This is a genomic window from Burkholderia sp. Bp8991, from assembly GCF_003853795.1.
Lineage (GTDB): Bacteria > Pseudomonadota > Gammaproteobacteria > Burkholderiales > Burkholderiaceae > Burkholderia.
This window is the reverse complement of sequence record NZ_QTQJ01000006.1, coordinates 136,858-156,256: the sequence shown is the minus strand read 5'-3', so window position 1 is coordinate 156,256 and position 19,399 is coordinate 136,858. Positions and strand designations below refer to the sequence as shown.

The following is a 19,399-nucleotide window of genomic DNA, read 5'->3' as shown; positions in this document are numbered from 1 at the left end:
CCGCGCAGCCGGCGCAAACGCCGCTGCGCGATACCCGGCGGGGTATGGCTTGGGGGGAAAGCTGTATTCGCCGGCCTTCGGATTCGCACACGCCTTGGCACGGGCGGATCGCGCGAACGGGCCGGGGAACTGGAGTCTAGTCGAGCGCGCGGGCAACGACAAATCGTGCCCCGTTAATTTTCAGTTTGACAGGCACGCAAACCGCTAGCGGTTCAGCGGGCGCGCCAACTTCTTGATTTCACTTGAAGTTTCAGGTGCGGTGCAGCATCGCGCGGGTCATTCCGCGGGGTCATTCCGCGACGTACACCTGGGTGCCCGCGTTCGCCACCGCGTCGGCCATCTCCGGCGGCAGTGGCTTGTCGGTGAAGAGTGCATGAACCTGGCTCAGGTGGCCCTGGCGCACCAGCGCCGGACGGCCGACCTTCGAATGATCGGCGACGAGGTAGACCGTGCGCGCATGCTGCATGATCGCCTCGGCCACGCGCACCTCGCGCGTGTCGAAGTCGCGCAGCGTGCCGTCGGCTTCGATCGCCGACGTGCCGATGATCGCGTAGTCGACCTTGAACTGGCGGATGAAGTCGATCGCGAGCTCGCCGACGATGCCCTTGTCCCACGGCCGCACGATGCCGCCCGTGATCAGCACCTCGCAGTCGGGATAGCCGCTCATCATCGACGCGACGTTCAGGTTGTTCGTGATCACGTGCAGCCCGTGATGACGATTCAGTGCGCGCGCAACTTCCTCGGTCGTGGTGCCGAGATTGATGAACAGCGACGCCTGGTCGGGGATGTGCGACGCGGCGAGCGCCGCGATGCGCCGCTTCTCGTCATGGAACATCCGCTGGCGCGCGGTGTACGACACGTTTTCCGAGCTGGTCGGCAGGCTCGCGCCGCCGTGGTAGCGGCGCAGCAGGTTCAGGTCGGCGAGCCAGTTCACGTCGCGGCGGATCGTCTGCGGCGTGACCGCGAAGTGCGCGGCGAGATCGTCGACGGTCACGAAGCCGTCGCGCTGCACCCATTCGAGCAGTTCCTGCTGGCGCGCGTTGAGGGTGAGGCGGGGATCTCGGGTCATGGCTCGGCGGTCGGATCGTGAGGCGGAGCGGGTATTGTAAGGGCGGGAAGGGCGTTCGACCGGCCTGCGGCGCATCACCGCCCGGAATTCATGCGGAAAGTACATGGATTCATGTGACAAATGAATTTGTGCGATCGCGCGGATCGCGCTGCAATGGCGGACTGTCCGCGCATGCCGGTCGTGCGTCCGGCGCGTTCATTCAGCTTTCGACGAGGTGGAACCGATGACTGGCTTCAACTGGCACAACCCGTATCCGACGACCCGCATCCCGGTATTCGCGCGCAACGTCGTGTCGACGTCGCACCCGCTCGCCGCGCAGGCCGGGCTGCGGATGCTGTGGAAGGGTGGCAATGCCGTCGATGCGGCGCTGGCCGCCGCGGCCGCGATCACGGTGGTCGAGCCCGTGTCGTGCGGGCTCGGCGGCGACGCGTTCGCGCTCGTGTGGGACGGCGCGCGGCTGTCCGGGCTGAATGCGTCGGGCGTCGCGCCGGCCGCATGGAGTCCCGACTATTTCCGCAAGCGCCACGGCGAGGACGCGCACGGCATCGCGAACAAGCCGACGCGCGGCTGGGACACCGTCACGGTGCCGGGCGTGATCGCGGGCTGGGAAGCGCTGCATGCGAAGTTCGGCTCGCTGCCGTTCGCGGATCTGCTCGAGCCGGCGATCGAGATCGCCGAGCGCGGCTATGCGGTGTCGCCGATCGTCGCGCACAAATGGGCGGCCGCGGTGCCCGAACTGCAGGGACTGCCGGGTTTCGCCGACACCTTCATGCCGCGCGGGCGCGCGCCGCACGTCGGCGAGCGCATGTGCCTGCCGGGCCACGCGCAGACGCTGCGCACGCTCGCGAACGACGGCCCGCGCGCGTTCTACGAAGGCGCGCTCGCCGCGCAGCTCGCGGCGTTCGCGCGCGAAGGCGGCGGCGCGCTGACCGAAGCCGACCTGCGCGCGTACCGGCCGGAATGGGTCGAGCCGATCGGCAAGCGCTTCGGCCGTCATACGATTCACGAGATCCCGCCGAACGGGCAGGGCATCGCCGCGCTGATCGCGCTCGGGATCGCCGAGCAGGCTGGCCTGAGCGAATGGCCGGTCGATTCGGTCGACTCGCAGCACCTGCAGATCGAGGCGATGAAGCTCGCGTTCGCGGACGTCTATCGCTACGTCGCCGATCCGCGCGCGATGGACGTGACGCCCGCGCAGATGCTCGACGATGTGTATCTCGCGGAACGCGCGAAGCTGATCGATCGCGCGCGCGCGACGCACTTCGCTGCCGGCCGCCCGCAGTCGGGCGGCACGATCTACCTGTCCGCGGCGGACGAGCGCGGGATGATGGTGAGCTTCATTCAGTCGAACTACATGGGCTTCGGTTCGGGGCTCGTCGTGCCCGGTACCGGCATTGCCCTGCAGAACCGCGGGCACGGCTTCTCGATGGACCCGGCGTCGCCGAACGTCGTCGCGGGCGGCAAGCGGCCGTTCCATACGATCATCCCCGCGTTCGTCACCGAGGAAGTCGACGGCCGCAGCGAGGCCGTGATGAGCTTCGGCGTGATGGGCGGCGACATGCAGCCGCAGGGCCACCTGCAGACCGTCGTGCGCATGCTCGGCTACGGGCAGCAGCCGCAGGCCGCCTGCGACGCGCCGCGCTGGAAGGTCAATCGCGACTTCACGCTGGACGTCGAGTCGACGATGAAGCGCGAGACGGTCGACGGGCTCGCCGCGCGCGGCCATACGATCAAGTCGATCGACGATCCTTACATGGATTTCGGTTCGGGGCAGTTCGTGTGGCGTCTCGATCGCGACGATCCCGACCGCGGCTACGTGGCCGCGAGCGACAGCCGTCGCGACGGTCTTGCGGCCGGTTTCTGACGGAACGCTTCCAGCGTTGTGCCCGACGGGCGGCCGGATGGCCGCCCGTTTTGCCTGGATGCAGCGCATGCCGTCGCGCGCGCGCAACCGGTTCGAACAACTCATCTAACGGTCCGCAACATGCGCGGCGGAACTGCGCGCGGCGGGCATGGTCAGTGCTTTGAAGCACGAACATAAAAGTCCGGCTAAGATGCCAGCATGGTTCGGCCGGACCAATCCACTAATAAATGCAAGCAAAACGTCGCCTGCGGGCACGCCGGGCCTGTGCGAAGAGAGGGGCCGGCCTGCCGCGCGACGACTGGGAGCGCATCACCATGCCTACTGAAACGACGCATGTCATGCCGTGGCGTATCGAGGACATCGACCTGAACCGGATCGATCGTCAGCGCGCCGCCGCGAACGAGGATCTGCTGCTGTTGCTGTGCGCGTCGTCGTTCATCGAAAGCGGCTCGGATCTCTACACGAGCAACCTGAGCGAGTTCTTCAACGACGATCCGGAAGTGTCCGCGTGGCTCAACAATGCGTGGGAGCACGAGGAACTGCAGCACGGGCGCGCGCTGAAGGCGTATATCGCGCACGTGTGGCCGGAGTTCGACTGGGACACCGCGTTCGCGAATTTCTTCGCCGAGTATTCGAAGACCTGCTCGGTCGACGCGTTCGAGAAGACCCGCGCGCTCGAGATGGTCGCGCGCTGCGTCGTCGAGACGGGCACGGCCACGCTCTATCGCGCGATCAACGAATGCTCGGACGAGCCGGTGCTGAAGGAAATCACCGACAACATCCGCTCGGACGAAGTGCGTCACTACAAGCACTTCTTCAAGTTCTTCAAGAAGTACAACAAGCTCGAAGGCAACGGCCGTCTCGCGGTGCTCGGCGCGCTGATGCGCCGCGTGATGGAAATCAAGAACGAGGATTCCGAGATCGCGCTGCGCCACGTGTTCGCAGTCCGCTACCCGGATCGCGTCGGCGACAGTCAATACAACCGCGAGCGTGCCGCGCGCATCAGCTCGCTCGTGCGGCGCAACCTGTCGGCCGACATGTGCGTGAAGATGCTGCTCAAGCCGCTAGACCTGCCCGCGAAGATCCAGCCGAGCGTCCACTATCCGCTGACGAAGATCACGCGGCACGTGTTCATGCGCTGATCGTCACCGCGCGGTCCGGCGCGCGTATGCTGCGCGATCATCATCTGCTTTTCACCGGGGCCGCCATCATGACCGATTTCCATCGCCACGCGCTCGAACAATGGACGTTCGACGCGTGGCCGCCGGCCGTCGTTGCGCTGTTCGACGGCACCGCGCTCGAACGCCATGCCGACTTCGCCGCATCGCTGATCGTCGCGACCGACGACGGCCAGCTGCGCACGACGCTGCTCAGCGTCGGCGAGATCCACGCGCGCGACGCGCATACGCTGCTGCTCGCGCTCTGGCCGCAATCGCGCGCGGCGCGTGCGCTGACGCAACGGCGCGCGGCCGCGTTGACGCTCGTCGCGGACGGCGCATTCTTTCAGGCACAACTGAGGATCGAGCCGCTCGAAGGGGACTTCGGGGGCCTTGCCGGATTCGCTGCGACGATCGCGCACGGCGATGCGCAGCGGGTCGGCTATGCGCGTCTCGCGACGGGCGTCACGTTTGCGCTGGAAGGGGAGGCGCGCGCCGAGGTGCTCGCGCGCTGGCAGCGCCAGGTCGAGCACCTGCGGCGCGCGGCCGCGCGGCTTTAGTGACCGCGCTGGCCGCTGCGCGACGAACGGTTGCGGTTCGCGTGCGCGGCGTTGCCGTTCGCGGGGCGCGCGCCGTTGCCGCCTGACGGGCGGCCGCCGCCGCTGGCGTTGCCGCTCGCACCGCCGGCCGCGCGCGGCTTGGCCGCCTTCGCGGCCTTCGGCTGCGCATTGCCGTCGCGCTTCGCGGCCGGCTGGCCCGAGCCGCCTGCACGCGGCTGGCGATTGCCGCCACCGCCGCCACCGCCGCCGCCGCGCGGCTGCTGGCCGCGGCGTTGCTGGATCGGCTCCGGCTTCGCGGTCGGATCGGGTTCGAAGCCCGCGATCACTTCCTGCGGAATCTCGCGCTTGATCAGCCGCTCGATGTCGCGCAGCAGCTGCTTCTCGTCGACACACACGAGCGACACGGCTTCGCCGGTCGCGCCTGCACGGCCCGTGCGGCCGATCCGGTGCACGTAATCTTCCGGCACGTTCGGCAGGTCGAAGTTGACGACGTGCGGCAACTGGTCGATGTCGATCCCGCGCGCGGCGATGTCGGTCGCGACCAGCACCTGCAGCGTGCTGTTCTTGAATTCCGCGAGCGCGCGTGTGCGGGCCGACTGGCTCTTGTTGCCGTGGATCGCCATCGCGCTGATACCGTCCTTCGTCAGCTGCTCGGCGAGCCGGTTCGCGCCGTGCTTGGTGCGCGTGAACACGAGCACCTGGAACCAGTTGTGTTCGCGGATCAGGTGCGTGAGCAGCTCGCGCTTGCGATCGCGGTCGACCGGGTGGATCTTCTGCGCGACGCTTTCCGCGGTGGTGTTGCGGCGCGCGACTTCGATCAGCGCCGGCGAATCGAGCAGGTTGTCGGCGAGCGACTTGATCTCGTCGGAGAAGGTCGCCGAGAACAGCAGGTTCTGGCGCTGCGGCGGCAGCTTCGCGAGCACGCGCTTGATGTCGTGGATGAAGCCCATGTCGAGCATCCGGTCGGCTTCGTCGAGCACGAGGATGTCGAGATCCGACAGGTCGATCGTCTTCTGCTGCATGTGATCGAGCAGACGCCCCGGCGTCGCGACGACGATGTCGACGCCGCGCTTGAGCGCATCGATCTGCGGATTGATGCTGACGCCGCCGAACATCACGGTCGAGCGCAGCTTCAGGTACTTGCTGTACGCGCGCACGCTTTCCTCGACCTGGGCGGCGAGTTCGCGCGTCGGCGTGAGGATCAGCGCGCGCACCGCGCGCTTCGCGCCGCGATGCTCGGCGTAGAACGTGTGCAGGCGCTGCAGGATCGGCAGCGTGAAGCCGGCGGTCTTGCCGGTGCCGGTCTGTGCGCCGGCGAGCAGGTCGCCGCCGCCGAGGACGGCAGGGATCGCCTGCTGCTGGATGGGCGTCGGCGACGTGTAGCCGAGCTCGTTGACCGCCTTGACAAGCGGTTCGGCCAGGCCGAGAGATTCGAAAGACATAGATACCACTCTTGAGTTTTATGATCGGCGACGCCTCGCGCGGCCAGCGCGGGGAACGGCGTCGCAAAAAAGCAAAGGGGCGCGGAACGCAGGTCGCTCACCTGTTGCGGCGAGATCGGCGTACCGTTGTTGCCCCACGACATCCGGATATACGTGACGACTGCCGCGACTTCCTGGTTCGACAGCGACTGTGCGAACGGCGGCATCCCGTACGGACGCGGATTCTTGAACGTGCTCGGCGGATAGCCGCCATTCAGCACCATGCGGATCGGGTTGACCGCCGATTCCATCACGATCGAATGGTTGCCCGCGAGCGGCGGATACGCCGGCGGCTTGCCCGCGCCGGTTTCGGCGTGGCAGGTCGCGCAGTTGTCCGCGTAGATCTTCTTGCCCTGGTCGAACAGCGTGTTGCCGAACTGCTTCGACGGCTCGTACTGCATGTTCTTCGGCGCTTCAGCCTTCTGCGGGATCGACTTCAGGTACGTCGACATCGCGCGCGTATCTTCGTCGCTCATGTACTGCAGGCTGTTGTGCACGACGTCGGCCATCGGGCCGAACACCGCACCCTTGTTCGACACGCCGGCCTGCAGCAGGTCCGACAGCTCCTGCACGTGCCAGTCGCCGAGGCCGAGTTCCTTGTCGTTCGTCAGCGACGGCGCATACCAGTTCTGCAGCGGGATCAGGCCGCCCGCGAAGGCTGCCGAGTTCACCGGGCCGCCCATCATGTTGATCGACGTGTGGCACATCGAGCAGTGGCCGAGGCCTTCGACGAGGTACGCGCCGCGGTTCCATTCGACCGACTTGGTCGGATCCGGCTTGTACTCGCCTTCCTTGAAGAACAGCGTGCGCCAGCCGATCAGCAGGTTGCGGTTGTTGAACGGGAACTTCAGTTCGTGCGGACGGCTCGGCACCGAGACCGGCGGGACCGAACGCAGGTACGCGTAGATCGCGTCCGAGTCGGCGCGCGTGACCTTCGTGTAGCTCGCGAACGGGAAGCCCGGGTAGAGCAGGCTGCCATCCTTCGAACGGCCGGTGTGCATCGCGCGGTAGAAGTCGTCCGACGTCCACTTGCCGATGCCGTCCTTGTCGTCCGGCGTGATGTTCGGCGTGTACATCGTGCCGAACGGCGTCGCCATCGGCAGGCCGCCCGCGAACGACTTGCCGCCGCGCACGGTGTGGCACGCGATACAGTCGCCGACGCGCGCGAGGTATTCGCCCTTCTTGATCAGCGCGGCCTGGTCGGCCGGCGTGGCCGCGACGGCGGCAGCGCCGTGCAGCGTGTCGTTGCCCGGCCACAGGACCGGCACGAGGGCGGCGGCCGCGACGATCGCGACAGCCGAGAGTGCAAACAGGGACTTGCGTTTCATTGTGTCTGTCTCCCTTGCCTTATTGCGGTTCGCTGCCGCAGGCGAGCGGAGTCTTCATCGAACGCGCCGGTGCCGGCACGGGGTTGGCGGGCGCCGGTTGCGCGGCGAGCCATGCGGTCACGGCCGTCACGTCTTCGTCGGAAAGCTTCGCGGCGATGTCGTGCATGCAATCCGGTGCCTTCGCGTGGCGGTTGCCCGAGCGCCATGCGCCGAGCTGTGCGCTCAGGTAATCGGCGTGCAGGCCGACGAGGCCCGGGATCGCCGGCTGCATGCCGGTCAGCCCTGCGCCGTGGCAGGCCACGCAGGCCGGCAGCTTGCGCGACGGATCGCCTTGCGTGACGAGCTGCTTGCCGCGCGCGAGCGTGGCAGCCGGCAGCGTCGGCTTGGCCGGCGTCGGGTACGGCGGACGTTCGGCCGAGAAGTGCTCGGCGATTTCCTTCAGGTAATCGTCGTTCAGGTAGGTCAGCAGATAGTTCATCGGCGGGTACTTGCGCCGGCCATCACGGAAGTTGACGAGCTGGTTGTACAGGTACTCCGCCGGCTTGCCGGCAAGACGCGGGAAATAGTCGTTGTCCGTGCCCTGGCCGTGAACGCCGTGACATGCGGTACAGCCGCGCACACGCTCGGCCATCGTATCGGGTGCCTTGAGCGGCGCCTGCTGGGCGTGCGCTTGCTCCGTGGGCTTGGTCTGCGCTTGGGCAGCGCTCATAAGGCCCGCGCCACCGATCAGGAGAACGGCAAGCAACGGACGGAAGAGGCGTCTTGAAGACACACGAGACTCCATGTTTATTCGTCGGGGACCTGTCCGGGCTACGATCGGCTCGGCGCATGGACGGCAGGACAGCCGGGCTGCTGCGACGCGGCATTCTATCATCGATGGGTAATGACGGCTATTTGGCAAAAGGTCATCGGTTCCTGCCTGTTTACGACTTGCGACAATTTGACGCGCTATCTGCACGCATCGTGTGAACCGGCGTGCGCTTTGACCATCGAAGACCGTACACTCGCGGGTCGCGCGGCGCCGCCTCCGCCGCAGATCCAGTCATTTCTCCCGTTTCCGGATTCATCGATGACGTTCCTTACCGTGCCGTTGCCGTCTTCCCGCTGTCGTTCCACTTGCCGCCGCGCCGCCGGCCGGCCGTTCCCGGGAGGGTGCGCGCGATGAGGATCGACAGCTTGTGGATCGGGCAGGTCGCGCTGGCGGCATTGATGGACGCGACGTTCGCGATGGCGGTCGGCTCGGCGCTGCTCAAGGCGTGGCTCGGCAAGGACGGCGCGCGGCCGGTCGTCGCGCCGTCGCATCCCGCATGGCTGCGCGCGCAACATTCGCTGGTCGCGGCGGCGCTCGCGCTCGTGCTCGCCGATCTCGGCTGGCTCGTGTACGAAGCCGCGGCGATGAGCGGCGCGGGGCTCGGCGGTGCGTTCGCCGCGATTCCCGTCATGCTCGCGCAGACCCACGCGGGCTTCGCGTGGAGCGTCGCGTTCGCCGGCGCCGTGGCGCTCGCGATCGTCGCGCTCGCGAAGCCGGACGGGCCGGTCGCGCACGCGGTGCTGTGGCTCGCGGTGATCGTGGTCGCGGGCGGCAAGGCGTCGCTCGGCCATGCGGCCGATACCGGCCTGCTGTCCGCGGCGGTCGGCGTGCAGACGCTGCACCTGCTCGCCACCGCGGTGTGGGGCGGCCTCGTGCTCGCGGGCGGGCTCGCGGTGCTGCCGGTGCTCGGCTCGTCGGTCGCGCGCGGCGCGCTGATTCGGATCGGCCAGCACCTGTCGCGTACGTCGGTGATCGCGGTCGTCTTCGTGCTCGGCACGGGCGTGCTCAATGCACTGCGCGGGCTCGGCGGCGCGCTCGCGCCGCTCGACGGCAGCACGTGGGGGCGCGTGCTGCTGCTCAAGCTGTTGCTCGTCGCGCTCGCGCTCGTGCTCGGCGGGTTGAACCGCTTCTCCGCGCTGCCGCGCCTGCGCCGTACCGCGTCGACCGAGGATGCGCACACGTTCCGCAACATCCTGCATCTCGAGGCGCTGACGATGATCGGCGTGTTCGTCGCGGCCGCCGTGCTGGCGTCCTGCGTGCCGGGGTTCGCGGCGCTCGGCTGACGGCCGGCTCGGCGCGGCGCAGGGCCGGGTGCCCGCGCGCCGCGTGCTGCGGATGCAAGAACGGCCGCCTGCCGGGCGGCCGTCTCGAAGCCGATGCGCGGCATGCCCGCCGCGCAACGCGTCTCATCTCACCTCGGCATCACCACTCGGCGACGCTGCCGTCCGAGTGGCGCCACACCGGGTTGCGCCAGCGGTGGCCCGTCTTCGCCATCTCGCGCACCTTCTCCTCGTTGACGTCGATGCCGAGCCCCGGGCCCTGCGGGATCGCGACGAAGCCGTCCTCGTAGCGGAACACCTCGGGGTTGCGCAGGTAGTCGAGCAGGTCGTTGTCCTGGTTGTAGTGGATGCCGAGGCTCTGTTCCTGGATGAACGCGTTGTAGCTGACCGCGTCGAGCTGCAGGCATGCGGCCAGCGCGATCGGGCCGAGCGGGCAGTGCAGCGCGAGCGCGACGTCGTAGCTTTCCGCGAGCGTCGCGATCTTGCGGCACTCGGTGATGCCGCCCGCGTGCGACGCGTCGGGCTGGATGATGTCGACGTAGCCGCCCGCGAGGATGTGCTTGAAGTCCCAGCGCGAGTAGAGCCGCTCGCCGAGCGCGATCGGCGTGTTGGTCTGGTTGACGATGTCGCGCAGCGCCTCGGCGTTCTCCGACAGCACCGGCTCCTCGATGAACATCAGCTTGTACGGATCGAGCTCCTTCGCGAGCACCTTCGCCATCGGCTTGTGCACGCGGCCGTGGAAGTCGACGCCGATCCCGACGTGCGGGCCGACCGCGTCGCGCACCGCCGCGACGTTCGCGATCACCTGCTCGACCTTGTCGTAGGTGTCGACGATCTGCAGCTCTTCGGAGCCGTTCATCTTCACCGCCTTGAAGCCGCGCTCGACCACTGCGCGCGCATTGTTCGCGACGTCGCTCGGCCGGTCGCCGCCGATCCACGAATACACCTTGATGCGCTCGCGCACCTGGCCGCCGAGCAGTGCATGCACGGGCACGCCGTGATGCTTGCCCTTGATGTCCCACAACGCCTGGTCGACGCCCGCGATCGCGCTCATCGTGATCGGGCCGCCGCGGTAGAAGCCGGCGCGGTACATCACCTGCCAGTGATCCTCGATCAGCAGCGGGTCGCGGCCGACCAGGTAGTCGGCGAGTTCCTGCACCGCGGCCTCGACCGTGTGTGCGCGGCCCTCGACGATCGGCTCGCCCCAGCCGACGATGCCCTCGTCGGTCTCGATCTTGAGGAACAGCCAGCGCGGCGGGACGACGAAGGTTTCGAGGCGGGTGATTTTCATGTCGCTTGTCTCCAGGGTGGACCGGCGCGGACGTGCGGACGCGGCGCCGGTCGAGTACGTGACGACGATCCTAGCGTAGCGCGTTAAAAAATAGTATTAATAGCACTATTGTGCAGATAGTGGGCAGCCGCGGCGTTGCCCATCACCGGAGAACGATCATTCAACGCGACCTGCATGGACAGACGGCCTTCCGGCTGGCGACGGCGATCCTGCGGGGCGACTATCCGCCCGAGTCGCTGCTGCCGCGCGAGCCGGACCTGATGGCGATGTTCGGGGTGAGCCGCACGGTGCTGCGCGAGGCGCTGCGCACGCTGACGTCGAAGGGACTGGTCGAATCGCGGCCGAAGGTCGGCACGCGCGTGCGGCCGCGCCGCGCATGGAACCTGCTCGACGCCGACCTGCTCGACTGGTACGCGCGCGTCGCGCCGCCGCTCGCGTTCGCGCTGAAGCTGCAGGAAATGCGCGAGATGATCGAGCCGCATGCGGCCGCGCTGGCTGCTCGCACGCATACGCCCGAAGCGTTCGATGCGATCGATGGCGCGGCGCGCGCGATGGCCGCCGCGCGCAACGTCGACGAGTGGGTGCGTGCGGACCTGCGTTTTCACCTGAGCGTGCTGGAGGCCGGTGGCAACGAACTGCTGGTGCCGCTCGGCGCGCTGATCGATCGCACGCTCGAGGCACAGCTGCATCTGAACGCGCGCCGGGCGCACGTCTACAACGCATCGCTCGCCGAGCACGTTGCCGTCAGCGATGCGATCCGCGTGCGCGACGAGGACGGCGCGCGCCGCGCGATGGCGTCGCTGCTCGCGGTGACGCGCGCGCGGATCGAGATGGCGTGACGGAAAGGGACGGGCGGTGCGGCGCCGTCAGGCGTTCGCGCAGCCGCCCGGCTTGACGATGCGCTCCGTCGATGGCGGGTACTTCGCGAGCAGGCTCGCCGGCCGCCGCGGACGCGCGACCAGGTCGCCGCCGCAGTTCGGGCAGCGGCCCTTCAGCACGTCGTCGGCGCAGGTCGCGCAGAAGGTGCATTCGAACGTACAGATGCGCGCCTCCGCCGAATCGGGCGGCAGGTCCTTGTCGCAGCATTCGCAGCCGGGGCGCAGTTCGAGCATGACGGTTTTCCTTGGTCGGAGAGGGTCGGGACGGGCGCCGCCGGACGTTGCGTGCGGCGCATGCGAGCGCTACTGTACGCGTTTGGACTGGCCTGGCCAACGGTGTCCGCCCGGATACCGCCGACGCGCACGGGCCGCCCCGGGAGACGACCATGCTTTATCACGGAAGCTGTCATTGCGGCGACGTGAAGTTCGAGGCGGAAGGCGACCTGCAGGGCGTGATGGCCTGCAACTGCTCGATCTGCCGGCGCAAGGGCGCGCTGATGTGGTTCGTGCCGCGCGATCACATGACGCTCCTCACGCCCGACGACAATCTCGCCACCTACCTGTTCAACAAGCACGTGATCCGCCATCGCTTCTGCAAGCGCTGCGGGATCCACACGTTCGCCGAGGGGACCCATCCGGACGGCACGGCGATGGCCGCGATCAACGTGCGATGCCTCGAGGATGTCGATCTCGATGCGCTGCCCGTCACGCACTACGACGGCCGCTCGCACTGAGCGGCGCGTCGTTGCATGAGCGCGCGGGCCGCCGTCAGGACGGCTCGACCTGCGGCGCCGGCGTTTCCGCCTGCGGCGCGGGGCCCGTCGTGCGCGTGCCGGCCGCGGCCGGGCGTTCGATCAGCGGCGCGAGCGCCGGCGCCATCGACTTCAGCAACTGCACGGCCATCGCGCTCGTGAAGTCGTAGCGCGCCGCGTAAGGCTCGTGCGCGGTCGCCGTCAGCACGCCGAAGAAGCGGTCGCCGAGCACGAACACGAACGTGCCGCTGCGATTGACCTTGCGCGACTCGATCAGCCGCGCGCCGCGCGCGTAGACATTGAAGCGCTGGTCGCCCGTCCCGGTCTTGCCGTAGACCTGCAGCGTCTTGCCGTCGGGCAGCGTGAAGCCGCCCGACAGGCGCCGCGCCGTGCCGTTCAGCACGACGTCGCGCAGCAGCGTGCGCGCCACGTTGACGATCTCCGGCGACAGCATCGGCTGCGGCTGCGCGGCCGCGCGCACGAAGCGCGTTTCGTACGGCGTGCCCTTCGCGAAGTCGAGGCGCGTGATCGTCTCGGTCGGCGCCTTTCGGCCGCCGGTCGCGATCAGGCCAATCAGTTTCGCGAGCGCGTCGGGCTGGTCGCCCGATGCGCCGATCGCGGCCGCGTAGGACGGCGTGACTTCCTCGAACGGGTAGCCGAGCGCGCGCCACGCCTTCGTGATTTCCGCATACGCGCGCAGCTCGACCATGCGGCGGATGCGCCGGTCCTGGGTCGCGTGGTAGCGCGTCTTGTACAGCCACGAGTACGTGTAGAAGCGCGCATCGCGGCTGTCGCGCCGGACCTCGGCGAGCGACGCGTTCGGGTGGGCGCGCAGGTAGTTGAGCGTCCACAGCGCGAGTGGGTGGACGCTCGCGATATAGCCGCGATCGTTGAGGTTGAAGCGGTCGATCGCGTATTTCGCGTAGAGCGCGGCGAGATCGTCGTCCGACAGCGTCGCGGCCGGCGTGCCTTTCAGCTGCGCGCGCATCTGCGCATCGAACCACGCGAGCGATTCGTTCGGCGCGACGCTGCGCAGCACCGTCGCGATCTTCGGCGGCGACTTGCGCACGGTCTGCAGCAGCAGCGCGAGCGCATCGTCGGGCGCCTTGCCCGCATAGCGCGTGTAGTAGCGCTTCACGTAGACCTGGCTTTCGCCGTCGACGAACTGCTCGAGGTAATGCTTGCGCTGCGCCGGATCGTCGAGCCACGACGACGACGGGCCGGCCGCCTGCAGCATCTCGTAATGGACGATGTCGCGCATCAGCCGCACGAACACGAGGTTGACGGAGTGCTCGAACGCCGTATGCAGCGTCAGGATGCGGCCGTTGTCCGATTTCTCGAAGTTCGAGAACACCTGCGCGCCGCCGCCCGTGTAGAACACGTCGGGGCTCGCCGAGTACTTGCGTTCGACCGACGCGTCGAGCATCGCCTGCAGCGAGCGGTCGCGCGTATGCGACAGGTAGTCGAGCGCCCAGTGCGACAGCCCGTCGAGCGGGTCGGGCTTCACTTTCGCGAGTTGCGCGTTCGACAGGTTGCCGTAGCGCGCATGCAGGTCGGAGACGATCTGCAGGTAGGTGATCAGTGTGCGCAGCTTCGCGGTCGAGCCGAGGTTGATGCGGCCGCCGCGGTTCACGTCGAACGGCTGGTTCACGCTGTCGGTCTGCACGCGCAGCATGTTCGCGCCGTTGCGATGCTCGTACAGAGTGAAGCTGTACGTGAGGTGCGACGGGTCGTCCTTCGGCGCGAGCATCTCGAAGCCGTACAGGCCGGCGGCCTGCGCGCCGTCGCGGGTCGACGCCTTCGCGAGCCGTTCGGCGACCGCTTGCTGCACGCCGTTGTCGAGCGTGCTGGTGGCTTCCAGGTCGAGCTGGTCGAGCTGGTACAGGTCGCTGATCCCGAGTGCCGACAGCAGCGACGCGCGCGCGGACGACACGGCCTTGCGCGACACGAACGACTGCACGTGCGCGGCGGCCGGCGGCGCGCTGCGTTCGATCTGCGCGGCAAGCGCCGCATCGCGCAGCGCGGGCGAGATCACGCCGCCGTTCGACAGGAGCCGCAGGTAGCTGTCGGTCAGCTTCTGCAGCGCCGGATAGCCGCGATTCAGGAAGTACGACGGCGCGCGCTGCGCGATGATCAGCGACAGCACTTCGCGGAACGTCTTGCCCTGTTCGTCGACGTTGTCGCCGGTCGTCGGCGCGGACAGGATGCGGTTCACGTCGTTGAAGTCGCGGCCGTACCACGCGGCGAGACCGTCGCCGATGCCGGTGATTTCTCCCACGTGCGGCCGCGCGGCGAGCGGTACCGAGTTCAGGTAGCGCACGACGATCGCGCGGCGCGCGAGCATCGTCTGCGGGCCGTTCATGTAGGCGAGGATCGACGCGGACGCGATCTGCCGCAGCTTCTCCGGCGGCGTCGCGGTGCGGCCGTCCGGCGAATGGCGGAACTTCTCGATTTGCGTCGCGAGCGTGCTGCCACCCGGGCGTGCCTGATGACGGTTGACGACGTGCAGCGCCTGGTCGGCGAGCGCGCGGCCGAAGCGGCCCCAGTCGATCGCCGGGTTGCGGTTCGGCTGGTTCGCGTCGAGCAGGTAGCGATCCTCGATGAACAGCAGCGAATCGGCGACGACGCGCGGCACCGTGTCGAAGTCGGCGTACACGCGTTGCGGGAACACGGTCGCGAACAGCGGCGAGCCGGTCGAGTCGAACAGCATCAGCCCGGCCTGGTCTTTCTCTTCGTAAGGCAGGAACAGGCCGCGATCGGCGAGCGACAGCATCCGTTCCGAATCGCGCGCCTGCTTGCCGATGACGAAGCCGCGCGCGAGCAGATGTTGCTGGAACGCGGGAAGCAGCGAATAGCCGAGGCGCTGGTCGTACGGCCCGTTGACGGGGAAGCGGATGTGATCGCTCGCGCCCGCCTCGACGGTATAGCCGATGTCGCGGGTGAGCTCGGACAGGTAGCGCGCCTGCAGGCGCGACGTCTCGAACTCGGTCATCACGAGCCGGGCAATGATCGCCACCGCGATCACCAGCGCGGCGAGCAAGGACCACTTGATCCACGTCCAGACCGATGCACTCCCGGTCACGCGCGGCAGGATGCGATTCAGCGGCCGATTCATGGCGGCGTCTCCCTGAAGGCGCAGGCTCCGGCCGCACCCCATTAAGGATTAGTGTAGTCCTCCGCAGCGGGCTGCCAAGGGTGGTTCACTACCGAGATGCGTCGGCGCAACGCGCATGCCTGTGACATGCGGGAACCGGCCGGTGGTGCGGTGGCGCGTGTCGCCGTGACGTAACGTTTGCGCGTTCCGCTCGCGTGCCCGCGTGTGTCAACGGCGACGAGAGTGGCCGTGCCGATCGCGCCGATCGTTTTACGCACCGGCCTTGTGCATTGCGAAATCGCGACAAATCGGGTCCGATCGTATTGCCGAAGTCATGGCGCGATGCGCGACCAAGCTACGAATTTCCGAGATAGCCGGATGCACGGGCCGCAGGTACGATCGCCGGATATGCGGCGCATGTCCGTTTTCGCCGGGGGTGCCATGTCGATTCATCCCGTCGCGCTCGTTTGCACGGCGATCCTGGGGTTGATGCTGTTCGGGCTCGGCCTGGTCGTGTCCGTCACGCGCTTCCGGCGTACCACCAATTCCGGGTGTGCGTCCGATCCGACCGACGGATTGCACAAGATCGTGCGCGCGCATGGCAACACGGCCGAATACGCACCGTTTCTCGCGGTGCTGTTTCTCTATTTCGGCGCACACGACCCATCGCGCGCGATCGTCTCGTTGATCGTCGCGGCAACCGCGTGCCGCTGCCTGCTCGTGATCGGATTGCTCGCATGGCCGACCATGGCGAGGCCGAATCCCCTGCGTTTCATCGGCGCGCTCGGCACGTATCTGTGCGGCGCCGCGCTATGCGTCGCGCTGTTCGTCTGAGCAGGTCGCTGTCGCCATGGCAGCTTCGCGGGATCGTGCCGCCGCACGGCCTCGACGAAGCAGTGGATCAGCTGGCCGCACGCCCGAATCGCGCACCTGCTTGCCGATGACGAAGCCGCGCGCGAGCAGCTGCTGCTGGAATGCGGGAAGCATCGAATAACCGAGGCGCTGGTCGTACGGCGACGCCGGCGTTGGTAAAAATGGCGCGTGATTACAGCCTTTCATTCACCTGACGAAATGATCGATCAGGTGATCGATGAAAAGCCGCGCCTTGCGAGGAAAATGGCGCCGGCTCGGGTATACGACGTTCATCTCGAGTTCCTCGAGCCGATAGTCGGCGAGCAGTTCGCGCAGCCGGCCGGCAGCGAGATCCGGTGCGGCGAGGAAGTCCGGCGGCACCGCGATGCCCATGCCGGCGAGCGCCCAGTTGCGGATCAGCCCGATGTTGTTGGGCTCGTGGTGCATCGACGCGATCGTTTCCTCGACGCGGTCGATTTCCTCGATTACGTGCCGGATCTGGGCGAGGTACAGATGACCGGCGTCGCTATCGCCACAGAAGCTTCGCGGGATCGTGCCGCCGCACGGCCTCGACGAAGCAGTGGATCAGGTAGTCGCACGCGACCGTGTTGAGCGCGTCGCGGCGCGTCAGCACGCCGGCCGACACGGTCGGAATCGTCTCCTTCACGTTGATCGTGACCATCCGCTCCCGGATCCAGTCGACTTCCATGAAATGCTTCGGCACGCACGACACGGTGTCGGTGTGCACCGACAGCGAGAACGCCGCGCTGAACGAGGTGCATTCGACGATCGGCTGCGGCGCCCGGTAGCCGTGCGCGACGAACACGTTCTGCAGCAGCCGGCCGATGCTTTCCGGCGACGTGTTCAGCACCCACTGCGCATCCTGCAGCTGCGCGAGCGACGTGCAGTGGCGCAGCGGATTGCTCGCGCGCGTCATCAGGATCAGCTCCGATTCGAGCAGCGGCCGGAACGTGAATTCGGGTGACAGCCGCGTCGCATCGACGATCGCGATCACGAAGTCGAGCGAGCCGTCGCGCAGGCGCGGCAGCGCCGTGTCGAGAAAGCCTTCGCGCACGTCGAGGCGGATCGTCGGCATCCGCTGCCGAAACGCGTCGAGCGCGGCCGGCAGGAAACCGAGCGACATCAGCGGCGTCAGCGCGCACGCGAGCGCGCCTTCCTTGCCGCCTGAAAGCTGGATCACGTCGTCGCGCGCGTGCTGCATCTCCGCGAGGATCAGGCGCGCACGCGCATAGACGGCCTGCCCGAAGCGCGTGAGCTGCGCGCCGCGCGCGTTGCGCGTGACGAGCGGCACGCCGAGGTCCTGCTCGAGTTCGCGGATCGCCTTCGTGAGCGCGGGCTGCGACAGGTGGATCGCGCGCGCGGCGGCGCGCAGGCTGCCGTGTTCGGCGATGGCGGCAAGCGCCCGGAGCTGGTGGTGTTTCACGGCGTGGCAGGGCGCGGCGGCAGTGGCGACCTTCGCATCCTACACCGCGGCGGCGCGCGAAAAGCACGCGATAACCGGGCGTTATCACGATCGGAAAATGTCGCTCCGGGCTGCGTATTTTGAATGCCTAGACTGCATGCGCAGGCCGTCGAACGGGCCGCGCACCAGACCCGCATAACCAGTACGGAGACTCATCTTCATGAAGGCGCCCCGAGCGGACAGCATGTTCGGCGGGCATGTCGGCGACGTTGCCGCATCCCCGTCCAATCGCCAGCTGATCGTCGCGATCACGATCGGCAACGGCCTCGAATTCTTCGATCTCACCGTGTTCAGCTTTTTCGCGGTGCTGCTCGGCAAACTGTTCTTTCCGGCCGCGTCCGCGCAGCAGCAATTGCTGATGTCGGTCGCGACGTTCGGCGTCGGCTTCATCGCGCGGCCGGTCGGCGGCGTCGTGATCGGGCTCGTGGCCGACCGCTTCGGCCGCGTGCCGGCGATGAACCTCACGCTCGTCACGATGGCGCTCGGCACCGGGATGATCGGCATTCTGCCGACCTATGCGCAGATCGGCATCGCGGCGCCCGTGCTGGTCGTGCTCGCCAGGCTGCTGCAGGGCTTTTCGGCCGGCGGCGAGGTCGGCGTGTCGACGTCGCTGCTCGCCGAACGCGCGCCGCCCGGCGAGCGCGGCTACTACACGAGCTGGCAGTTCGCGAGCCAGGGCGCCGCGGCGCTGGCCGGCTCGTTCGTCGGCTTCCTGCTGTCGCATTTCCTCGCCCCCGCCGCGCTCGAATCGTGGGGCTGGCGCGTGCCGTTCCTCGCCGGCGTGCTGATCGCGCCGGTCGGCCTGTATCTGCGCGCGCGCTTCAATGCGATCGAGCAGCACGCGCCGGCCGCGGCCGCGCGGCGCTCGTCCGCGGTACTCGGCACCGTGCTGCGGCGCGACGGCGGCGCCGTGCTGACCGCGCTCGGCCTCGTGGTCGGCGGCACCGCGGCGCACTTCATCGTCCTCTATTACATGTCGACGTACGCGATCCGCGTGCTGCACCTGCCGATGGATACCGCGCTGTGGTGCGGAATCCTGTCCGGTGCGGTGATGTTCGTCGCCGCGCCGATCGGCGGACGGCTGTCGGACCGCACCGGCAGCAAGCGCGTCGCACTGTGGACGCGCGTGGCGCTGACCGTGCTGATCCTGCCGGGCTTCTGGCTGATCCGCGCGGTGCCGTCGATCGCGACGATGTACGCGGTCGTGATGCTGCTCGCCGCGCTGCACTCGATCAATGCCGGCGCGAACGGCGTGATCCTCGCGGAACTGTTTCCGAAGAGCACGCGGGCGACCGCGCTGTCGATCGCGTATGCGGGCGGCGTGTCGATCTTCGGCGGCTTCGCGCAGTTCATCGTCACCTGGCTGATCGGGGCAACCGGCAATCCGGCCGCGCCGGCGTGGTACGTGATCGTCTGCGGCGTGCTGTCGCTCGTCGCGCTCGCGTTTGCGTCCGATCGAAGCGCTCAGGATGACTGACCGATCTTCCTTTTCTTCCATT

At 67.9% G+C, this 19,399-nt stretch carries 15 protein-coding genes and 2 pseudogenes; 8 read left to right on the top strand and 9 right to left on the bottom strand.

Annotation, left to right across the window (positions count from 1 at the left end; translation table 11 throughout):
- Positions 1–289 precede the first annotated feature (289 nt).
- The gene (locus DIE02_RS09250; protein WP_044846783.1) at positions 290–1,069 is read right to left on the bottom strand and encodes a DeoR/GlpR family DNA-binding transcription regulator; all 780 of its coding nucleotides are present in this window, start codon (positions 1,067–1,069) and stop codon (positions 290–292) included.
- 223 nt (positions 1,070–1,292) lie between these two features.
- Between DIE02_RS09250 and DIE02_RS09245 the strand changes: the two genes are divergently transcribed.
- The 3 genes from DIE02_RS09245 to DIE02_RS09235 all read left to right on the top strand — a co-directional run bounded on the left by DIE02_RS09245 (position 1,293) and on the right by DIE02_RS09235 (position 4,650).
- Positions 1,293–2,933, top strand: a complete 1,641-nt coding sequence (locus DIE02_RS09245; protein ID WP_124486897.1) for a gamma-glutamyltransferase family protein — start codon at positions 1,293–1,295, stop codon at positions 2,931–2,933.
- 314 nt (positions 2,934–3,247) lie between these two features.
- Positions 3,248–4,075, top strand: a complete 828-nt coding sequence (locus tag DIE02_RS09240) for a ferritin-like domain-containing protein (protein WP_044846781.1) — start codon at positions 3,248–3,250, stop codon at positions 4,073–4,075.
- Positions 4,076–4,143: 68 nt separating this feature from the next.
- Positions 4,144–4,650: a hypothetical protein gene (locus tag DIE02_RS09235; protein ID WP_124486898.1), complete on the top strand. Its 507-nt coding sequence runs from the start codon at positions 4,144–4,146 to the stop codon at positions 4,648–4,650.
- Here DIE02_RS09235 and DIE02_RS09230 read toward each other — a convergent pair.
- From DIE02_RS09230 to DIE02_RS09220, 3 genes and pseudogenes are all read right to left on the bottom strand, one after another.
- Entirely contained in the window at positions 4,647–6,092 is a 1,446-nt protein-coding gene (locus DIE02_RS09230) for a DEAD/DEAH box helicase (RefSeq protein ID WP_124486899.1), read from the bottom strand. The two genes, DIE02_RS09235 and DIE02_RS09230, sit on opposite strands and share 4 nt — an antisense overlap.
- A gap of 74 nt (positions 6,093–6,166) precedes the next feature.
- A pseudogene (locus DIE02_RS09225) lies at positions 6,167–7,459 on the bottom strand (c-type cytochrome); the annotation flags it as partial.
- 19 nt (positions 7,460–7,478) lie between these two features.
- A complete protein-coding gene (locus DIE02_RS09220) occupies positions 7,479–8,243 on the bottom strand; it encodes a c-type cytochrome (protein ID WP_044844542.1) in 765 nt (254 codons plus the stop codon).
- Positions 8,244–8,620: 377 nt separating this feature from the next.
- Here DIE02_RS09220 and DIE02_RS09215 point away from each other — a divergent pair, with 377 nt between their 5' ends.
- Positions 8,621–9,553, top strand: a complete 933-nt coding sequence (locus tag DIE02_RS09215; RefSeq protein ID WP_124486900.1) for a CopD family protein — start codon at positions 8,621–8,623, stop codon at positions 9,551–9,553.
- Positions 9,554–9,692: 139 nt separating this feature from the next.
- Here the strand turns inward: DIE02_RS09215 and dgoD are convergent, their stop codons facing one another.
- Positions 9,693–10,841: a galactonate dehydratase gene (dgoD, locus tag DIE02_RS09210; RefSeq protein WP_124486901.1), complete on the bottom strand. Its 1,149-nt coding sequence runs from the start codon at positions 10,839–10,841 to the stop codon at positions 9,693–9,695.
- 119 nt (positions 10,842–10,960) lie between these two features.
- Between dgoD and DIE02_RS09205 the strand changes: the two genes are divergently transcribed.
- The gene (locus DIE02_RS09205) at positions 10,961–11,680 is read left to right on the top strand and encodes a FadR/GntR family transcriptional regulator (RefSeq protein ID WP_260426203.1); all 720 of its coding nucleotides are present in this window, start codon (positions 10,961–10,963) and stop codon (positions 11,678–11,680) included.
- A gap of 27 nt (positions 11,681–11,707) precedes the next feature.
- Here DIE02_RS09205 and DIE02_RS09200 read toward each other — a convergent pair whose 3' ends face one another.
- Complete coding sequence (locus DIE02_RS09200) at positions 11,708–11,953, bottom strand: DUF1272 domain-containing protein (RefSeq protein ID WP_124486902.1); 246 nt, start codon at positions 11,951–11,953, stop codon at positions 11,708–11,710.
- Positions 11,954–12,105: 152 nt separating this feature from the next.
- Between DIE02_RS09200 and DIE02_RS09195 the strand changes: the two genes are divergently transcribed.
- Positions 12,106–12,453 (top strand): GFA family protein, encoded by a 348-nt coding sequence (locus DIE02_RS09195; RefSeq protein WP_124486903.1) that lies wholly within the window; start codon positions 12,106–12,108, stop codon positions 12,451–12,453.
- A 34-nt stretch (positions 12,454–12,487) separates the two neighbouring features.
- Here the strand turns inward: DIE02_RS09195 and DIE02_RS09190 are convergent, their stop codons facing one another.
- Positions 12,488–15,586 (bottom strand): transglycosylase domain-containing protein, encoded by a 3,099-nt coding sequence (locus DIE02_RS09190; protein WP_124486904.1) that lies wholly within the window; start codon positions 15,584–15,586, stop codon positions 12,488–12,490.
- A 420-nt stretch (positions 15,587–16,006) separates the two neighbouring features.
- Between DIE02_RS09190 and DIE02_RS09185 the strand changes: the two genes are divergently transcribed.
- Positions 16,007–16,399, top strand: coding sequence for an MAPEG family protein (locus tag DIE02_RS09185; RefSeq protein WP_124486999.1), 393 nt, complete (start codon positions 16,007–16,009; stop codon positions 16,397–16,399).
- 225 nt (positions 16,400–16,624) lie between these two features.
- Here the strand turns inward: DIE02_RS09185 and DIE02_RS09180 are convergent.
- Positions 16,625–16,945: pseudogene (locus tag DIE02_RS09180) on the bottom strand (LysR substrate-binding domain-containing protein); the annotation flags it as partial.
- Positions 16,944–17,861: a LysR substrate-binding domain-containing protein gene (locus DIE02_RS09175; RefSeq protein WP_124486906.1), complete on the bottom strand. Its 918-nt coding sequence runs from the start codon at positions 17,859–17,861 to the stop codon at positions 16,944–16,946. The pseudogene DIE02_RS09180 and the gene DIE02_RS09175, both read right to left, overlap by 2 nt.
- A gap of 199 nt (positions 17,862–18,060) precedes the next feature.
- Here DIE02_RS09175 and DIE02_RS09170 point away from each other — a divergent pair, with 199 nt between their 5' ends.
- Entirely contained in the window at positions 18,061–19,377 is a 1,317-nt protein-coding gene (locus DIE02_RS09170; protein ID WP_124486907.1) for an MFS transporter, read from the top strand.
- Positions 19,378–19,399 lie beyond the last annotated feature (22 nt).